Source organism: Paludibaculum fermentans, assembly GCF_051172195.1.
GTDB lineage: Bacteria > Acidobacteriota > Terriglobia > Bryobacterales > Bryobacteraceae > Paludibaculum > Paludibaculum fermentans_A.
Genome location: NZ_JBPJAQ010000001.1, coordinates 1,392,229 through 1,409,962, shown reverse-complemented (window position 1 = coordinate 1,409,962; position 17,734 = coordinate 1,392,229). Strand labels below are relative to the sequence as shown.

Here is a 17,734-nt window from a genome sequence, read left to right as displayed (position 1 = left end):
AGCATCTTTTATGAGCGATTCTTCGCAAGCCCGCATTGGCGATATCGAGCGCGAGATTTCGCAGCTCCAGCTCACCTCCACAGGTGCACAGGCACAACTCGCCGATCTTGAGGCTGAACTAAAGGCTCTGCGCGGCGAGCAGGGCGTCAATCTGGCGTGGCAGCGTGTACAGCTCGCTCGTCATCCCAAGCGTCCGCATGCGCTGGACTACATCAACCGTCTGGTGCCGGATTTCACAGAAATCCACGGAGATCGCTTTTACGGGGAGGATGCGGCCATTGTTGCGGGCTTCGGCACAATGCTCGGCGGCCACGCGGTGATGATGGTGGGGCTCCAGAAGGGCCGTGACACGAAGCAGAAGCTGTTCCGCAATTTTGGGATGCCTAAACCGGAAGGCTATCGCAAGGCTATGCGCGCCATGGAAATGGCTTCGAAATTCCGGCGTCCCATCATTACGTTCCTGGATACTCCCGGGGCCTATCCAGGCATTGATGCCGAGGAACGCGGCCAAGCTGAGGCTATCGCCTATAACCTGCGGGAGATGACGCGCCTGCAGTCTCCGCTGATTGTGGTGGTGATTGGCGAAGGCGGCAGCGGCGGTGCGCTTGCGCTGGGCGTGGGCAACAAAGTGTTCATGCTGGAGAACGCGGTGTATAGCGTGATCTCTCCGGAGAGTTGTGCGGCGATCATCTATCGCGATTCCACGAAGGGCGCCCTGGCGTCCGCGGCATTGAAGATCACGGCGAGCGACCTGATGCGGCAGGGCCTGATCGACGGCATTATTCCCGAACCGCCCGGCGGAGCGCAGGACGATTACGATCGCGCGGCGCAGTATCTTCACCAGACAGTGGTAGCGGCGATTGACGAGCTGTCCCCGCTGAGCCCCGAGCAACTGGTGGAGCAGCGATACCAGAAGTTCCGGCAGATGGGCAACTTCTTCACGGAGTAGCGACGCGTGAGCAAAGGCAAATTCATCCTGATGGGCGTTGTCGCTTTCCTGGTCTTCCTTGGGGCGACAACTTATCTGATGCTGGGCAATCGCAAGAACCGCGTCGAGGTGTGCATGACCTACCAGGGCCGAAACTCATGTAAGGTCGCCTCGGGAGAGACCAAGGATGCAGCTCTGCGGACCGCCACAGACACTGCTTGCGCATTGATTGCCGCGGGCGTGACGGAAACGCAGCAATGCACGCATGGCGAACCGGTGAGCGTACGCTGGCTCGACTAGATGGCCTCTTCGTCCCCAGCACCGGCGCGCGGACTGCTCGCCGAAAACGTTCTGCTATTCCACTGGTCCGATGACCTGGTCGCACACCGTATGCGGCAGGTACGGGAGTATGTACTGGGGCAGTCGCGGCATCTGCATCGCGAGGACTTCAACGTCGTGCACCCGCGTGATCTTCACCTGCTCTTTGAGGCGTACGACAAATTCTTCTTCGAAGGACTGTGCGGGCATGCGCTGGAGGGGCACAGCCTCAGTTTCCGTCTCTCGGCGCGTATGACGAAGACAGGCGGGAAGACGACGCGATTCACCAGCCGTACGGGCGCGGTCAGCTACGAGATTTCTGTCGCGGTGAACATGCTGTTTGACTCATTCGAGGAAGACTCACGTTCTGTCACGGTGTGCGGCATAGAGTGCGTCAACCGCTTCGCGGGCCTGCAGCGGATTTTCGAACACGAACTGGTGCATCTCATCGAGATGCTCTGCTGGGGCGAGAGCGATTGCTCGGCCGCGCGATTCCAGGGCATCACGGCGCGGCACTTCCGTCACACGGCGCATACACACAATCTCATCACGCGGCGCGAGCAGGCGGCGGAGGCAGGGATCCGTGTCGGGTCGATGGTCAGCTTCGCATTTGAAGGCCGCACGTATGAAGGCCGCGTGAATCGCGTCACCAAGCGGGTTACCGTACTAGTGCAGGATAGTGCGGGCCAACTCTTCTCCGATGGGGGGCGCTATCGCACCTTTTATGTCCCCATTGGCGCACTCAGACTCGTCGAACCCGGCTGAGTCGCGCCAGAAACCATCTATTTACGAAATATATCTAGCGGCGAAACCGCCAAATGCCGATCTATATGGCATATGGAAATCCACTCGCTGTCCCGCAAAAAGGTATTCTGGAGTAAGGTTGGCATATCGTTCGCGGCGCTATTGGTTTTCTTCGCCCTCCGACCAGACGCGCCCCTTGACGTGTTGGATACCATCCACGCTCAATACCAGATGCGGATCGTGAGTCCCAGCCTGATCAGGAACTACGTGGCCAGCCACAGCGCGCGGAAGCTGCAAATAGGCGCCGGCACCAACAATCTCGCCGGCTGGTTGAACACTGACATCGAGCCAACTGCCGACCAAGCATATCTTGACGCCTCAGTTCCATTTCCATTGCCAGACTCCTCGTTCCGCTACGTTTTCAGCGAGCACGTCGTCGAGCACATTCCCTACGAAAAGGCAGATGTCCTATTTAAAGAATGCTATCGCGTGCTGGCCCCTGGCGGCCGCATCCGAATTGCGACTCCGGACTTGACGAGGTTCATCGGCCTGTTCGCTGAACACCCATCGGCCGAGGTGGCGGACTATATCAAGCGCAAGGAGGCGAGACATCGTTGGCCGAATACGCCCGACCCGGCGGCGTACATTCTCAATATGCAAATGCGCAGTTGGGGGCACCAGTTTGTGTATTCGCCAGCAATGCTGCGAGCTGCCCTGGCGCGGGCGAAGTTCGAAGAAATAACCGAGTATAAAGCGGGGCAGGGCGACGATCCGGCCCTGGCCGGGGTGGAGGCGCGTCCCCACTCGGTGTATCGGGAGATGAACGAGTACGAGACCATGGTGTTCGAGGCAGTGCGCAGATAGCCTGAGGGTCACCAGCTATCGGGGCTGCGCCTAGCCTGCAACGATTCGTCCCGCCTCGGCGAAGCAGCGCCGTGCCAGCTCACATAGCAGGAGCGACTGCTGCCACCGGTCGCACTCCTCACGACCATCCGGCAATAGCCGCCCATAGTAGATGCGCGGCGCCAGCAACTCCGGCACAAAGTAGAGCGGCCCCGTGTCCGGCGGGTAGTGCGCCATCGCCCTGGTCCACATCTGGCGGAAGTGTCGCACATACGGCGGCTCGCCCTCGATCGCCACCTGCATCGAGCCCGGGTTGCCGATGCGTCCATGCAGGAAGCGCACACGCCGCAGCACCGGCTCAATAAACGCGAGCTTCGTTTCGAAGCCGCCGTAGACGAACTCGAGTCCGGTGTACCAATGGGAGAAGTCGCCGTTCACAGTTACCTGTGGAAAGCGATCGAGGAAACCCACGGTCCGCCATACGTCCTGGAAGATAGTCGCACGATGCGTCTCAATGTGAAGCGGGATCGTATGCCGCACCGATGCTTCCAGCACAGATTCAATCAGCCGCGCGGCCTGGCTGTCGTCCTCCAGACCCCAGCCCACGTGCAGCGTGGCACAGGGGAAGCCGTCGCCGCTCAACCGCGCTGCCAGAGGCTCGGCCTCTTCCGGTAGGTTGACGCGGCCCGACGCCGCGGCCTGGAGGCCGAGCGCCCGGCAGCGAGTGAGTTCCTCGGCGGTGTAGACGACGTCAAACTGCACGCCGACATAGCCCGCCTCGCGAATGCTTTCCAGCCTGTAGTCGACGGAGCTGTCCCGCTCAAACCGGGCCATCTGGTCCAGTGCGAGCCAGCTCATCAGGCAGCGTAACTCGGCCGTCATCGCGCTACTTCTGCTGCTCCAGGCTCGTAGCGCTCTGGTCGCGTGCGGATTCAAGCCACGCGACATCCGCACTGGAATCCGCGAAGCGGCGCAGCCCGGCCTCGAGAATGGCCGAGTCCGGCACCTTGTTCAAGGGTGTGTAGCGTGGGTGATGCGCGTCCTTGTATGGATCGTTCTTCGCTGCGTTATAGCAGCAAATCATCGACCATCGTGGATGCTCCGAGCGGTTCTCATCAGAGCGGTGCAGAAGGTTGCTATGGAAGAAGAGCACATCGCCACGTTCCATTTCCACGTAGACCAGTGGGAAGCGCTGGAGAATGGCATCCACGCGCTCGCGGTCAGCGCCAGCTTGCTCACCCGTCAATATGTGATCGATACGGCCTAGTTTGTGTGATCCGGGTACAACCTGCAGGCACCCGTTTTCCCGAGTGGCCCGGTCTACTGCAATGGAGGCGCTGCAGAGATCAGGCGACAGCACACCGTTCTGATACCAGTAGCCATAATCCTGATGCCATGCCCAGGCGCCGCCCACGCGCGCGTCCTTCATGATCATCTTCGAGTGATAGTGATAGACCTCGTCGCTGAGCAGTGTCTCCGCGGAGTCGACAATAGAGCTGCATCGGGCGAACATGCCGTAGAGCGCGTCGCCGGGGTGGTTCCAGAGCGACAGGCGCACGACGTGTCCTTCGCCGTCGTTACGTCCAAATGAGCGCGCGTCCAATTCGCGGTCTTCCTTCGCCGCTCGCCCCAGAAGATCGATCTCCGCCTGGCTGAACATGCCCCGGGCGAGAACGTAGCCCTTCTCGTGATACTCCGATACTTGTGATGCTGTCAGGGGACCACTTGCCATAATCGGTACCTGGGCCTTTCTCAGGCTCATCCTTTCGTGATGTTTTCCACCCACCAAGATCAGTGTTAAAGCACCATCGTGTCGTCGCTGCGCAACGGCCTGCATGTACTGCGTTTCACTAGAGCCGACGGCACGAGGACTTCACTTTGCTCCAGCCCGCCCGATTCGGCCAGTGCTATCGCCATCCGGGCGAGCTGCCTTCCCACCTCGACGGTATCGACGCAGACGGCAGTGAGCGTCGACGCGCGAACGTGTCCAATCTGATGCTGAAATCCAACAACGCTCGCATGTCTCGGCACGTCGCGGCCGTGCTGCCGCAAAGCTTCTCGCGCTCCCAGTGCCAACTCCTCTGACCCGCACAGAAGCGCCGACATCGGCGACTTCTGTTCCAGTAGATACGACACGATCGCGCGGCCGTTCTCGAACGGGTCGTCAGCGATCGCGAACGTGTGCGCCCTGGGCTCCAGTCCATGCAGCCGCATCCCGCTGAGGTAGCCCTCATGCCGGCTGCGAAACCACGGACGGGCCGCATCTCCGATATACCAGATATTGCGGTGTCCCAGCTGTGCGAGGTAGCTCGCCGCCTCCTCGAACCCACGGAAATCGTCGTATCGTACGCGGTTGAGCGCCTTCTCGGCTGCCGCTGCTGTCGCCGCATGATTGGCCAGCAGGACGTACCGCGCCTTGCGCGCGTCGAGTGCTGAGAGGAAATTCTCGTGGGCCGTACCGGCCACGATGGTGCAGTCGGCCAACTGGCGGCTGTTGAGAATCTCAGGGATCTCGAGTCGTTCCGCGTCAGTCTCCGTTGAATGCATGTGCCGCGTAAAGATCGTGTAGTATCCCTGGCTGGAACAATACTCTTCGATACCCACGAGCAGATGCGCATGTACCGTGTTGATACCCGTGCCATTGCAGAGCAGAAAGCCGATGGTCCTGCCATGATCACGCCCGGATTCCTGGCGGAGCGCAGCGCGATAGCCCAGATCGCGAATGGCCTCTTCCACACGATGCCGCAAGGGAGCGGCTACATCGCGAAAGTCGTTCAACACCCGGGAGACCGTGCCGATGGAGACTGCCGCACGTTCCGCGACGTCTCTAATGGTCGGCGTGTTGGAGGAGCGGCGGGCCATTGCTTATCTCGTGCCGGGTGCGGCGGCGTAGTCATCCTCAATCTGGGAGATGCGCACAGAGCGCTTCTCTCGAATGGAGCGATAGCAGGCTTCGATCAAGGCCATAGTGTTCAGGTTGTCCGCACCGCTATTCTCGGGCTCGCAGTCGCGTGCAATGGAGTCCATCAGCGCAGCCATAGGGCCTTCGAAGGCATCCGGGAACCAGGCTTCGCTCCAGCGCGGAGTGATCCACAAGCCCGGATATCGAAGTGAGCTGAAGCGCACGGTGCTGGGCTGGTGATCGGGATAGCTGGGCCAGCCCAGCATGCCTTCCGCGAGCCCTTCCGTGCCTTCGATGCGCCACTTGATGTAAGGATCGAGATGCTTCTCTTTCGTCAGCGGTCCGGCCCAGATGTCATCCCACGCGGAAGCCCGAAAGCCGCTGTCGTACTCCAGGATGTAGAGGCAGATGCCATCTTCGTGCGCGAACTTAGTGCGTGGATCCGTCCTGGTGCTGCAGTAGACCGCGTCGGGATTCCCGAACAGATAGCGGAACGCATCCAGGTGGTGGACGCTCATGTTGAGCAGTGTGAGGCGCGAATAGTCAGGTAGCCAGCGTTGCCAGTGCGGCACGGCCCGCATCTCGATTGTTGCGAACACTGGTTCTCCCAGGTACCCGCGCTGCAGAATCGACTTTGCCGCGCGGATCGAGTGGTCGTACCGCATGTTCTGATTGACGGCCAGGCGGATGCCCGACGCGCGGCACAGGTGGACAATCTCACAGGCCTCGGTGTAGTTCATCGCCAGGGGCTTCTGGGCCAGGATTCCCAGCGGCTTGTGCCTGGCGTTCATAATCTGGCGGATGATACCGAGTTGCTGGTCGGGCGGCACGGCCACATCCACGATCTTCACCGCCGGATCGTCCAGCATCTCGGCGACGCTGGAGTAGACCTGCGGGATGCCGCGCAATTCCGCTACTTCACGAGCAATCTCCGGAGTGCGTGATGTGATCCCCGCAACACTGAATCCCGCGTTCCGGTAGGCCACCAACTGAATGTCACGCATGATGAATCCGGCACCCACTGCGCCTATGCCGAAGTCATTGCGGAGAGGCGGACGAGGCAGGTGATCGATGTCGAGCGTCAGGTCCATGGCGAGTTTCCGTCTCCGACAGAGCATGATAGCATTGGTCCTTCCGGTTGGTGAACGTTCATGAAATAAATTCACGGGGCATGGAAAGGCCTCTGCACTCAAGGAGCGCAACCAGGCGTGCAACTTGGATTGATCAATTCCGCATGGTTCGGGTCCGGGGTCGGCACTGAACAGGGCATCCGGCTGACCAGGGAAATCGGTTTCGATTCCATCGATATTTTTGCTGATCCGCTGGAGATCGACGCCCGCGAACGCCGACTGATCCGGGATACCTCCAGGGATGCAGGCCTGCCCATTGTCTCGGTGGTCTGCTGCGCGCTGGGCATCGCGGACTTCAATACGGCAGTGCGGCGTTTCCACATCGAGCGCGCGAAGCAGCACCTCGATCTGGGCTACGAATTCTCCGCGCGCAATATGCTATTGGTGCTCGGAGAGTACATCTGGCAGCAGGAGGTGATCACACCGGCCGATCAGTGGAAATGGGCCATCGACGCGGTGAGGGAGTTGGGCGAGCACGCGGCGGGGTTGGGGCTGGAGATCGCCATCGAGTTGGAGCCCTTCCATCTCTCTCTGGTGAACACTCTGCCTAAGATGGTGCAGTTCCTGGCGGACGTCGATCACCCTGCGGTGCTGGCCAATGTCGACATCTCGCATCTGGAGCTCGCGCACACCGATCCGAAGTCGCTGGCTGAACTTCGTGGGCGCATCGGCCATGTCCACCTCTCCGACTGCGATGGAAAGAAGCACGGCGACCTGCCGCCCGGTCGCGGCGTGGTGCCCTTCCTGCCTTACCTCGAGAACCTGAAGGCAGTAGGCTTCGATGGAGCCATCAGCATCGAGCTCGAGTACTCGCCCGATCCTTCGCAGATCGTCGAGTGGGTACGCGAGGCCTACCGCGAAACGAACCGCATGATGCAGCAGTTGAACCTGCGTGGAGCATAGCCATGGAACGTAGAGATTTTGTGAAGGCCGCCTCGGCGGGGCCGTTTCTGGGAAATGTGCTGGGCGCCAATGACCGCATCACCATCGGCCAGATAGGCCTGGGTAGCCGGGGTTATTACGAGACTACGATCACAGCGCGCAATTCTGGAGTGGACCTGGCTGCCGTCTGCGATGTGTTCCAGCCTCTTGCTGAAATGACGAAGCAGAAGGTCGGCGGCAAAGTGGAGGCTTATACTGACTTCCGCCGTGTGATCGAACGCAAGGACATTGACGCCGTTTTCGTTTCCACTCCGGATCATTGGCACGCGCCCATTTCGATCCTGGCCTGTCAGGCCGGCAAAGACGTCTATTGCGAGAAGCCGTTGTCTCACACCGTGGAAGAAGGCCGCCGCATGGTGCAGGCGGCGCGGAAGCACAATCGCATTTTCCAGGTGGGCAGCCAGCAACGATCCGCGCCGCACTTCGCCAAGTGCGCGGAGTTGGTGCAGGGCGGCTACATCGGCGAAGTTTCCGACATCGATTGCTGGATCGTATCCAACGAATATCCGCAGGGCTTTGGACACGTGCCCGATTCCGCGGTTCCCGCCGGCCTGGATTGGGATCTTTACCTGGGGCCCGCGCCTAAGGCCGCTTACAACCGAAACCGATACATCTGGAACTGGCGCTGGTTCTGGGATTACTCCGGCGGCAACATGACGGACTGGGGTGCGCACCACATCGACAGCATCCACCAGATTATGAACGTGACTGCGCCGAAGAGCGTCGCGGCCACCGGCGGCCGGCTGCTCAAGGATAATCGCGATACCCCCGACTCTTTCCTGGCTACCTTTGAGTATCCCGGCTTTACGGTCCGTTTCGCGAACAGCCAGGTGGGCATGCGCATGGACCGCTATGCGGGCACGATTTTCTATGGGACGAAAGGCACGCTGTTCGTCGACCGCAAGGGCTATCAGGTTATCCCCTCGAAATTCTCGGCAATCGTGCGGTCCGATGTGGACCAGGTGGCAGACATGCTGGCCTCGCGCAAACGCGAACTGACGGGAGAGAAGCGGCCTCGTGGCCCGGCCGCCGCGACGCCTCCGCTGTGCGAGCCGATCGAGGTCACAGGCTTGTCGCTCGATCCCGAAATCCAAATCGTCCACGTCCAGAACTTCCTCGACGCAGTGAAGAGCCGCAAGCGCCCCTTCGCCGATGTGGAGGTGGGACACACCTCCATCGTTCCATGCCACCTCGCCAACATCGCCTACCGCACGCGCCGCACCCTTCATTGGAATGCGAAGGAGGAGGAGATCCTCGGCGACGAGGAGGCTTCCCGGCAACTCACGAAGCAGTACCGCGCTCCCTGGGCGCTCCCGTCACCTTCGGCTGTGTAGCGCGAGCGGCGCGCCTCACTGGGCGTCGTGGAAGATCACACCCAAAGTGTGACGCCGGCCGGTCCGCAGGCGGCTCACGCCATGCCGCATCTGGACCCGGTAGTTGCCGCGCGTTCCGGCAACCGGACGATGGTGGACCGGAAAGATCACGCCATCGCCTTGGCGCAGGGGGACCACCTCGACACGCGACTGCATACGCGGTCTTTGTTCGGTCAACACGAACTCGCCGCCTGTGAAGTCACGGCCGGGTTCACTCAGTAGGAAGGCAACCTGCAGCGGGAAGACGTGCGCTCCGTACAGATCCTGATGGAGGCAGTTGTAGTCGCCAGGGCCATACTGCAGCAACAGCGGTGTGGGACGCGATTGGCCTGCGTTGTGGCAGCGTTTCAGGAATTCCTCATGTGACTTCGGAAAGCCGTCCTGTGTCAGGTTCAGCGATGTGTTCCATTGATTGGCAATTCGCGCCAGTGGCTCGTAGAAGCCGCATCGCAGGTCCGCCACCATCCCAGGTAGCGGAGCCGCGAAGTACTGATACTCACCGCGTCCGAACCCATGCCTGCTCATCACCACACGACTGCGAAATAGCGATCCATCCGGATACCAGCCCGCGGCGGCGGCGCACTCGTCCGCATTGAGCAAACCCTTTACCACGGCGCATCCACACTCATTGAGCTGGCCCGTCAGGTTTGTCCAATTCAGCGCGGTCATCCGTTCATTCAGGCTCACGCTCATGCCAGAGCCTCCCGCTCCAGCAGCGCGCGCTTGCGATCGAGACCCCAGCGATAGCCGGCCAAGGCCCCGTCGACCCGCAGCACGCGATGGCAAGGCACGGCGACTGCCAGCGGATTCGCCGCGCAGGCGCGAGCCACGGCTCGCACTGCCTTCGGGTTGCCCACGCGCGCCGCCAGTTCCCGGTAGCTTGTCGTGGAACCGGCGGGCACGGCCTTTAGCTCGCGCCAAACACGCTGCTGGAACCGGGTTCCCTGCTCCGCCCAGGGCAGCGTCAAAGGCGTCCCCGGTCGTTCGATGGACTCCACCGCTTGTTCCAGCCACGCTCGCAACCCTTCGGCATCCGGGGAAGCCGCCTCGCGCGGAAACCGCCTCCGCAGATCTGCCGTCAGTTCCTCTGGCGCATCACCCAGCAGAATCGCACATACCCCATCCTGGCGGGCTGCCAGCAGGACCCAGCCCAGCGAACATTGCGTTGTCGAATAGCGCATCCCAGTCATTGCTTACGCTCCTTTCAGTCCGCGTTTCGCGGCCCTCTATGTTTCGACAATACGCGGGCTCGGCCAGTGAAAAACTCCGATCCTTGCTCTTTCGCGCAAACATGCGGTTATTCTGGATCTTGTCTATGAGAACACTTGCGCTCCTCCTGCTCACGGCCATGCTGGGCTTCGCCCAGGACACGCCCAACTTCACCGGCCACTGGGAATTGAACATCGCCAAGAGCGATTTCGCCAAGCAACCCGCCCGGGCGGTGCGATTTGCGATTGTGCACAAGGAGCCAGAACTCGAATACGAAGTTTTCCACGACGCGGCGCCCGGTACCAGCGCAGGCAAGCTCAAGTACGTTATCAACGGCCAGGAGGGAAATGTCTCTGCCCAAGGCAACCCCCTGAAGTACAAGGCTCACTGGGAGGCGGCGGTTCTCGTGGTCGAAACGTGGGGTAAGTTCGGGCCCAACGAGATTAAGCTGATCGACAAGTGGGAGTCCCAGCCCGGCGGAAAAGCCGTGATGATCTATCGTCACTTTGAAGGGCCTGGCGGCCCGCAGGATCAGAAACTTCTGTTCGAAAAACAACCCGACAAGTAGTGGCCGGCTAATGCCGGTGTTCGGAGTGCTCCGGCGGATCGCTCTCAAGCCAGCCCACCTCCGGATAAGCGACTTTCCGGCTCATCTGCCCGGCGAGCGTGGAAAAGGCCATCAGGCCAAAGAACCACGGATCGGGCCGGAACTCCATCGTCCGAACCAGTCCGGCCGCACCACACAGGAACAGCGGCAGGCCTACGAGCCTGGATTGAAATGGGCTCCATTGGCGCCGCAGGGCCAGCAACCCGAACAGATAGCCCACACCGAGATTCACGATGGCCATCAGTGCGAACACGCCCAGCACGTGCAATACACGTGTCAACGAGCCGGGGACACCTGCCGGAAGCACGGCCAGCCACAGTGCGAAGAGACAGGCCAAACCCAATACCGCGGGGGCTAGGAATCGCTTCATCGCCCCATAATGTACAACGCCGCGGAATCGATGTCGATCCCGCGGCGTTGTCCCAAGCAGTCAGTGAACCGGAACCCTACACAGGCTTATAGGCGATACAGTCGATCTCCACCTTCATCGTCGGATCCGCGAACGCCACGGCGACCGTTGTGCGGGTGGGCCGTTGTTCTCCGAAGAACTCACGGTAGATTTCATTCATCGCCGCGAAGTCCTTACCATCCCGCAGAAATACGCTGCACTTCACCACATCTGTCATGGCAACGCCGGCGGCTTCCAGAATACGCTTCACGTTATTCAGGGTGATACGCGTTTCGTGCTGGATGTCGCCATACGACATCGTGTCCGTGGCAGGATCCACCGGACCCTGCCCTGACACGAAGACGAAATCGCCTGCGCGGATCGCCGGCGAATAGGGACCGCGCGGCGTCGGCGTATCCTTCGGAAAAATCCGTTGAATGTCGCCCATGACCGCTTACTCCGAGGCCTTCCGGCGTGTGCGGCGCACCGGCTTGTCCTGGCTGCTGGTGTCGGCCTTCTTGCGCGTCACGCGCTTCTTGGTGGCCTTGGGTGGCTCGTCGTCCGGCGGAATCTCGCCGGTGGCCGTCGGCTGGCCTTTCACAATTGGCTGTTTGAAGTCGTGCTCGGTGAGCAGGTCTTCTTCCTTCACTTCCAGCTTCGGCGGCGCCTGCGGATAGAACTCCGAACCCAGGCTCACCAGCAGACCGCCCTCCTGGCGATGTTGCAGACGGACCACCGTCTTGTCCTGCGCGAAGTTCAGAAACTCCGCGAAGCCCTGGAACCCGTAGTTGGCGTGGTCGAAGCTCGGGTACTCTTCCTTCATCCACGCCGCCAGGTCTTCCGCCGTCTGTCCGCTCTCTTCGAACTCCAGACGATGAATCTCCAGCACCTCACGCAGCTGCGGGAGCGCCTCTTCCGGACGAGGCAGTGCCTTCTCCTGGTAGTTGTGCTTCCGCTCGATGAAGTAGCGTCCGCCCGTGCCCTTCACATAGACCAACTCAGCCCGCTTCAGCTTCTCGACAAAATCAGAGAAACTGCGCGCACCGTAGGCGCTCTCGTTGAAGGCGGAATCCAACTGCAGCATAGTGGACTTCAACAGCCCCAGCTGCGGCTGCACATTGCGGCGTTCCAAGACCTGAAGCGCGCGCTCCACCAGAGGCATGGCCAACGCCAAGTCCAGTGGGGCGGGACGCCCCTGCTGCGGCTGATCCTTTGGACCAGGGCCCGTGCCAGGCGCACCCGCCGGACCCGCGGCCGGCATCGGCCCTTCCCGCAATTCGCGTTCCCGGCGCCGCTCTTCGCGTTCGCGGAAGCGCTTTTCCTTGCGGTCCCGATAGGACTCGCGATACGGCTCGCGCTCGCGATCGCCCGCCGGCGGTCCAGCCTGGGCCTGCGCCTGCTGTGTCTGCGACTGTGGAGGCGGCAGCGGAATCGAGTCCGTGTTCAGCAGCGATTCGAAGCTGATGAACTCGTGGCAGTTCTGCTGCAGGATGGTCGAGGTGAACGCTTTACCGCCCACTACAAAGACCGTCTTGCCATATTCCTTCAGTTTATTCACCAGAGGAATGAAATCAGAATCGCCGCTCACCACCGCAAATGCATTCACGTGGTCGTGCGTGAACGCCATCTCCAGCGCATCCAGCGCCAGATTGATGTCGGCTCCGTTCTTATCCCCGCGTGGCGAAGGAATGCGCTGCACCATCTGCACCGCGTTTTCCGCCATCTGTCGCGTGGCGCCTTCCTGGCGGCTCCAGTTCGCATACGCGAACTTTGCGACAATGTCCCCGCGCTCCTTCAGAGCGTCCAGCACGAGCGACACTTCGAACTCCCGCCGAAGTGTGCTTTTCACGCCGATTTCTATGTTGTCGTAGTCGACAAACACGGCGATGTTGAGTCGGTCTTGCATGTGTTGTAACAAAATCCTAGCAAAATGTTGTGGAAGCCGGCCTCGTCCTCCATGGCCCGTCAAACAGCCGCACGGACGGCGCTTTTCACAAACGCCACAATCTCATCCAGCGCGGCGCCGGGCTGAAACACAGCCGCAACCCCCAGTTCCTTCAGTCTCGCGGCGTCGTCATCCGGGACGGTGCCGCCAACGACGACCACTACGTCGTCCATTTCCTTCTCACGCAACATTGCCATCACCCGCGGAACAATCGCGTTATGCGCGCCCGACAGGATGCTCAGACCAATTACCTGAACATCTTCCTGCAAAGCCGCATTCACGATCATTTCCGGCGTTTGCCGCAGTCCTGTGTAGATTACTTCCATCCCGGCATCACGTAACGCCCGCGCGATGACCTTCGCTCCGCGGTCGTGTCCGTCGAGACCTGGCTTGGCAACCAGTACTCGGATCTTTGGATCCATCTGCACTTGGTCCCCTTAAGTATATCCCTACAAAACACTTCTCTCTTGCCACCCCCCGAACACCCCGCCCAGGGTCCGGCAAATCTCGCCCGTCGTCGCATATGCGCGCACCGCGTCCAGGATGAGTGGCATGGTATTCGAGTTGCTTTTCGCCGCTGCCTGCAGCGCCGCTAGTGCAGCATCGACCCGAGCCGCATCGCGTCCAGCCCGCAGCTCCGTCACCTTCTCTACCTGTGATTGCTCGGCGGCCTCGTCGATCTTCAGGATCGCCAGCTTTGGCTCGTTCTCCTGGGTATAGCGGTTCACGCCCACAATCACCTGCTCACCGCTTTCGACGCGCTTCTGATACTGATAGCTCGCCTCCGCAATCTCACCCTGCGGGAAGTTCCGTTCAATCGCCGGAATCATCCCTCCCATTTCATCGATCCGCCGGATGTACTCCAACGCCTGCCGCTCCACCTCATCCGTCAGAGCCTCAACATAGTGCGAGCCTCCCAGGGGATCCGCCACCGCGGCCACACCGCTCTCATGCGCGATGATCTGCTGCGTACGGAGAGCCAACGTCACGGCTTGTTCACTCGGTAGCGCATATGCTTCATCCAGGGAGTTCGTGTGTAGGGACTGCGTCCCACCCATCACACCGGCGAGCGCCTGCAGCGCCGTCCGAACCACATTGTTGTACGGCTGCTGCCACGTCAGCGAGCACCCGGCTGTCTGCGTGTGGAACCGTAGCTTCCAGCTCTTTTCATCCTGCGCGCTGAAACGCTCCCTCATCACTCGCGCCCAGATGCGGCGCGCCGCCCTATACTTAGCAATCTCTTCGAAGAAATCGCTGTGTGCGTTGAAGAAGAAGCTGAGGCGTGGTGCGAACTCGTCCACCGCCAAACCACGCTCCAGCGCCCATTCGACGTACTCAATCCCATCCCGCAGCGTGAACGCCAACTCCTGCACTGCCGTCGAGCCCGCTTCGCGAATGTGGTACCCGCTGATCGAAATCGGGTTGTACTTCGGCACATGACGCGTCGCGTACTCCACCACGTCCGTAACCAGCCGCATGGATGGCCTCGGCGGGTACAGGAACTCCTTCTGCGCGATGTACTCCTTCAGGATGTCGTTCTGCAGGGTGCCATTCAGGTTCTCAAACGGCACGCCTTGCTTCTCCGCCACCGCCAGGTACATCGCAAACAGCACCGGCGCCGGGGAGTTGATCGTCATCGAGACGCTCACTTTGTCCAGCGGGATGCCGTCGAATAGCGTCTCCATGTCCGCCAGCGAAGCAATCGACACGCCGCACTTGCCCACCTCGCCCAACGCCGCCGCATCGTCCGGATCGCAGCCCATCAGCGTCGGCAGATCAAATGCGACCGACAATCCAGACTGTCCCTGCGCCAGCAGATACCGGTAGCGCGCATTTGTTTCTTCCGGAGTTGCGAAGCCTGAGAACTGGCGCATTGTCCAAAGCTTCGCCCGATACATTGCCGCATGGATGCCGCGTGTATATGGATACTCGCCCGGAGCCGGCGAGCCATAGTGGCTCTCCAGCGGAATCCCGCTCAGCGTGCGCGGTTGCGCCATCTGGGATGCGCCCCTCTTCATGCCTCGATTGTAGCCCCCAATTCCAACAGATTATCGGCAATCCGCTCAGCCAGCCACTCATCGTGTGTGGACAGCACCACGGTGCCTGGGTATCTTTCCAGCGCTTCCTCCAGGGCGGCCCGTGCCTCCATCTCCAAGTGATTCGTCGGCTCGTCCAATAGCAGGAGGTTCGCGCCCGATAGCAGCAGCATTGCCATCCCAGCTTTGGTCCGTTCTCCCGCACTCAGTGTCGCCAGCGGCCGCAGTATCTGCTCCGCCTTCAGTTTCAGGCAAGCCAGCATGGTTCGCACCCGCGTCTCGTCCGCACACACCTGCCGGCAGAGCTCCAACGGTGTCTGCTCCAACATCAGGTTCTCGCCCTCCTGTGCCAGGTAACCCGCGCGCACCCGTCCACCCAGCGCCACCATTCCTGAATCCGGACGCTCGGTCCCGGCCATCATGCGAAGCAGGGTACTCTTCCCGGATCCATTTGGACCCGACAGCACCCAGCGCTCTCCGCGCGTGATGTGCAGGTCCAACTCCTCGAACAGCACGCGCTGGCTGAAGCGCTTGCTCATCCCCTCCACGCGCACAGCGATCTCATCACCTCTCTCCACGCTGCTGAAGTCCAGTTCAGGAATGCCCTGCTCTTCCCACGGCTTTTCCACCGCCTCCAGCATCGACTGCCGCTCCCGGATGATCCGAGCTGTCCGAGCCACTTTCGCGGCTTTCTTCGCATAATGCGGACCACACGCCCGTGCATCCCGCTGTCCCTCCGGCGCCTTCGCCACCTTGCGCGCCAGCGCCATCCGTTTCTCGGCCGCCGCCCGTTCCGCCGCGGCTTGCCGCTCGCGGGCCTCATACTGCTGCCACGCCTGCCGCTCCTTCAAGGACCGCTGTTCGAGGAACCTCTCGTAGTTGCCTTCGAAGCACTGCACTGCGCCCCGCTCCATCAGTACGGTCCTGTTCGTCACCCGGTTCAAAAAGGCGCGATCGTGCGACACCAGCAGCACCGCTGCCTCCAGCCGGCGCAACTCGCCTTCGAGCCACGACCGGGCTGCCGAATCCAGATGGTTCGTGGGTTCATCCAGCAATAGCAGTTCCGCGCCGGAGAGGATGCATCGTGCCAACTCGGCCCGCATCCGCTGGCCGGATGACAATCGCTCCGTCGCCAGACCCCAGCTCTCTTCCGGAAACCCAAGACGGCTGAGGGTCCGCTCCACCCGTGCTTCGAATCCGGGGCCGCCTACCGCGACATACTCGCCGAACCAATCCGGATCCTGGCGAAGCCGGGCTAGTTCAGCATCGGCCTCCATCACGCGGTCGAACAACGTCTGGCCAGTTCCCCGAGGAGCTTCCTGCGCCAGGTAGGCTACGCGCAGTCCGCCGCGGCGAACGACATGGCCAGCGCTGGGCTCCAGTTTTCCAGCCACCACGCGCATCAGGGTCGATTTACCCGCGCCGTTTGGCCCAACCAGGCCAATCCGGTCGCCATTGTTGATGTCAAGACAGGCGTGCGCAAACAGCGGCACCCCGCTCTGGATCTCGTAGCAAATCTCGTGGATTCGCAGCATAGACCAATCCCCCCCGCACCCAATCGGGTGGCTGGATGTCAAAAAGACCTGGGAATTTGGTTTAGCTGCGCATGCATGCGAGGGTTGGGCCCTCAGCTTCAGTATATTCCACCTACAATGAAATTTAGTCCGCCCCCATGGAAGATCATCAATCGTTCAACGAACCCCGCCTCGCGCTCAACCGCATCTACACCAAGACCGGCGATCAGGGAGATACCCACCTCGCCAGCGGTGAACGCGTCGCGAAAGACTCTCCACGCCTCGAATGCTACGGCTGCGTGGACGAACTGAACTCCTTCGTCGGAGCTGCCGTGGTGAGCGCTTCCTCGGAATCGGTGCTGGCGCCCCTGGTCGACATCCTCATTCGCGTCCAGCACGAGCTGTTCAACCTGGGGTCCATCCTGGCCACCACACCGGAGCACGTCCATCCCAAACAGGCGCGCATTGCTGATCTGGATGTATCGCAGCTCGAAGCGGAAATCGATGCGATGAACGCCGAACTCCCGCCTCTGCGCAGTTTCGTTCTGCCCGGTGGCTCCCGCGTGAACACAGACCTGCATATCGCCCGCACTGTTTGCCGCAGGGCCGAGCGCCTGCTGGTGACAGCGGCGCGGCAGCTTCCCATCGACACCGTGAATCTACGCTATTTGAACCGGCTCAGCGACGCCCTTTTTGTGTGGAGCCGCTGGGCCAATCACGTTCAAAATCTGCCGGAGACGCTCTGGTCCCCAAATCGCGCGGCCTCCGCTCGTCAGAGCTGAATCCTCCGGTTTCAATCTCCCCCAAACAAAAAGGCCGGACCCGAAGGCCCGGCCTCTCTTAACTTGGCGATCG

20 protein-coding genes are annotated in these 17,734 nt (G+C 61.1%); 8 read left to right on the top strand and 12 right to left on the bottom strand.

Going from position 1 to position 17,734, the window contains the following annotated elements; translation table 11 throughout:
* Positions 1 to 10: 10 nt before the first annotated feature.
* From ACR9Y2_RS05745 to ACR9Y2_RS05730, 4 genes are all read left to right on the top strand, one after another.
* Positions 11 to 949: an acetyl-CoA carboxylase carboxyltransferase subunit alpha gene (locus ACR9Y2_RS05745; protein WP_435040101.1), complete on the top strand. Its 939-nt coding sequence runs from the start codon at positions 11 to 13 to the stop codon at positions 947 to 949.
* Positions 950 to 955: 6 nt separating this feature from the next.
* Positions 956 to 1,228: a hypothetical protein gene (locus tag ACR9Y2_RS05740; protein WP_435040100.1), complete on the top strand. Its 273-nt coding sequence runs from the start codon at positions 956 to 958 to the stop codon at positions 1,226 to 1,228.
* Entirely contained in the window at positions 1,229 to 2,011 is a 783-nt protein-coding gene (locus tag ACR9Y2_RS05735) for a SprT-like family protein (RefSeq protein ID WP_435040099.1), read from the top strand.
* A gap of 72 nt (positions 2,012 to 2,083) precedes the next feature.
* The gene (locus ACR9Y2_RS05730; RefSeq protein ID WP_435040098.1) at positions 2,084 to 2,854 is read left to right on the top strand and encodes a class I SAM-dependent methyltransferase; all 771 of its coding nucleotides are present in this window, start codon (positions 2,084 to 2,086) and stop codon (positions 2,852 to 2,854) included.
* A gap of 30 nt (positions 2,855 to 2,884) precedes the next feature.
* On the opposite strand, the gene ACR9Y2_RS05725 is transcribed toward ACR9Y2_RS05730, so the two are convergent.
* From ACR9Y2_RS05725 to ACR9Y2_RS05710, 4 genes are all read right to left on the bottom strand, one after another.
* On the bottom strand, positions 2,885 to 3,715 hold the full coding sequence (locus ACR9Y2_RS05725) for a hypothetical protein (RefSeq protein WP_435040097.1): 831 nt from the start codon (positions 3,713 to 3,715) through the stop codon (positions 2,885 to 2,887).
* Positions 3,716 to 3,719: 4 nt separating this feature from the next.
* The gene (locus ACR9Y2_RS05720) at positions 3,720 to 4,565 is read right to left on the bottom strand and encodes a phytanoyl-CoA dioxygenase family protein (RefSeq protein WP_435040096.1); all 846 of its coding nucleotides are present in this window, start codon (positions 4,563 to 4,565) and stop codon (positions 3,720 to 3,722) included.
* A 65-nt stretch (positions 4,566 to 4,630) separates the two neighbouring features.
* Entirely contained in the window at positions 4,631 to 5,695 is a 1,065-nt protein-coding gene (locus ACR9Y2_RS05715; protein ID WP_435040095.1) for a LacI family DNA-binding transcriptional regulator, read from the bottom strand.
* 3 nt (positions 5,696 to 5,698) lie between these two features.
* Positions 5,699 to 6,853 carry a Gfo/Idh/MocA family protein gene (locus tag ACR9Y2_RS05710; RefSeq protein ID WP_435040094.1) on the bottom strand — a complete coding sequence of 385 codons (1,155 nt, stop codon included), beginning with the start codon at positions 6,851 to 6,853 and terminating at the stop codon, positions 5,699 to 5,701.
* Positions 6,854 to 6,943: 90 nt separating this feature from the next.
* Between ACR9Y2_RS05710 and ACR9Y2_RS05705 the strand changes: the two genes are divergently transcribed.
* Both ACR9Y2_RS05705 and ACR9Y2_RS05700 read left to right on the top strand, forming a co-directional pair.
* Positions 6,944 to 7,768 (top strand): sugar phosphate isomerase/epimerase family protein, encoded by an 825-nt coding sequence (locus ACR9Y2_RS05705; protein ID WP_435040093.1) that lies wholly within the window; start codon positions 6,944 to 6,946, stop codon positions 7,766 to 7,768.
* Positions 7,769 to 7,770: 2 nt separating this feature from the next.
* Positions 7,771 to 9,141: a Gfo/Idh/MocA family oxidoreductase gene (locus ACR9Y2_RS05700; RefSeq protein ID WP_435040092.1), complete on the top strand. Its 1,371-nt coding sequence runs from the start codon at positions 7,771 to 7,773 to the stop codon at positions 9,139 to 9,141.
* Positions 9,142 to 9,156: 15 nt separating this feature from the next.
* On the opposite strand, the gene ACR9Y2_RS05695 is transcribed toward ACR9Y2_RS05700, so the two are convergent.
* Positions 9,157 to 9,873: a 2OG-Fe(II) oxygenase gene (locus ACR9Y2_RS05695; RefSeq protein WP_435040091.1), complete on the bottom strand. Its 717-nt coding sequence runs from the start codon at positions 9,871 to 9,873 to the stop codon at positions 9,157 to 9,159.
* On the bottom strand, positions 9,870 to 10,370 hold the full coding sequence (locus tag ACR9Y2_RS05690; protein ID WP_435040090.1) for a methylated-DNA--[protein]-cysteine S-methyltransferase: 501 nt from the start codon (positions 10,368 to 10,370) through the stop codon (positions 9,870 to 9,872). The genes ACR9Y2_RS05695 and ACR9Y2_RS05690 overlap by 4 nt, the downstream gene beginning before the upstream one ends.
* 125 nt (positions 10,371 to 10,495) lie before the next feature.
* On the opposite strand from ACR9Y2_RS05690, the gene ACR9Y2_RS05685 reads away from it, so the two are divergent.
* Entirely contained in the window at positions 10,496 to 10,957 is a 462-nt protein-coding gene (locus ACR9Y2_RS05685) for a hypothetical protein (RefSeq protein WP_435040089.1), read from the top strand.
* 7 nt (positions 10,958 to 10,964) lie between these two features.
* Here ACR9Y2_RS05685 and ACR9Y2_RS05680 read toward each other — a convergent pair whose 3' ends face one another.
* The 6 genes from ACR9Y2_RS05680 to abc-f form a co-directional block, all read right to left on the bottom strand.
* Positions 10,965 to 11,366, bottom strand: a complete 402-nt coding sequence (locus ACR9Y2_RS05680) for a hypothetical protein (RefSeq protein WP_435040088.1) — start codon at positions 11,364 to 11,366, stop codon at positions 10,965 to 10,967.
* A 76-nt stretch (positions 11,367 to 11,442) separates the two neighbouring features.
* Complete coding sequence (locus ACR9Y2_RS05675; RefSeq protein ID WP_435040087.1) at positions 11,443 to 11,832, bottom strand: RidA family protein; 390 nt, start codon at positions 11,830 to 11,832, stop codon at positions 11,443 to 11,445.
* Positions 11,833 to 11,838: 6 nt separating this feature from the next.
* Positions 11,839 to 13,290 carry an NYN domain-containing protein gene (locus tag ACR9Y2_RS05670; protein WP_435040086.1) on the bottom strand — a complete coding sequence of 484 codons (1,452 nt, stop codon included), beginning with the start codon at positions 13,288 to 13,290 and terminating at the stop codon, positions 11,839 to 11,841.
* Positions 13,291 to 13,349: 59 nt separating this feature from the next.
* The gene (locus ACR9Y2_RS05665) at positions 13,350 to 13,751 is read right to left on the bottom strand and encodes a cobalamin B12-binding domain-containing protein (protein WP_435040085.1); all 402 of its coding nucleotides are present in this window, start codon (positions 13,749 to 13,751) and stop codon (positions 13,350 to 13,352) included.
* A 27-nt stretch (positions 13,752 to 13,778) separates the two neighbouring features.
* Positions 13,779 to 15,326, bottom strand: coding sequence for an acyl-CoA mutase large subunit family protein (locus tag ACR9Y2_RS05660; RefSeq protein ID WP_435040084.1), 1,548 nt, complete (start codon positions 15,324 to 15,326; stop codon positions 13,779 to 13,781).
* 17 nt (positions 15,327 to 15,343) lie between these two features.
* On the bottom strand, positions 15,344 to 16,900 hold the full coding sequence (gene abc-f / locus ACR9Y2_RS05655) for a ribosomal protection-like ABC-F family protein (protein WP_435040083.1): 1,557 nt from the start codon (positions 16,898 to 16,900) through the stop codon (positions 15,344 to 15,346).
* A 137-nt stretch (positions 16,901 to 17,037) separates the two neighbouring features.
* On the opposite strand from abc-f, the gene ACR9Y2_RS05650 reads away from it, so the two are divergent.
* Positions 17,038 to 17,661, top strand: coding sequence for a cob(I)yrinic acid a,c-diamide adenosyltransferase (locus tag ACR9Y2_RS05650; protein WP_435040082.1), 624 nt, complete (start codon positions 17,038 to 17,040; stop codon positions 17,659 to 17,661).
* Positions 17,662 to 17,734 lie beyond the last annotated feature (73 nt).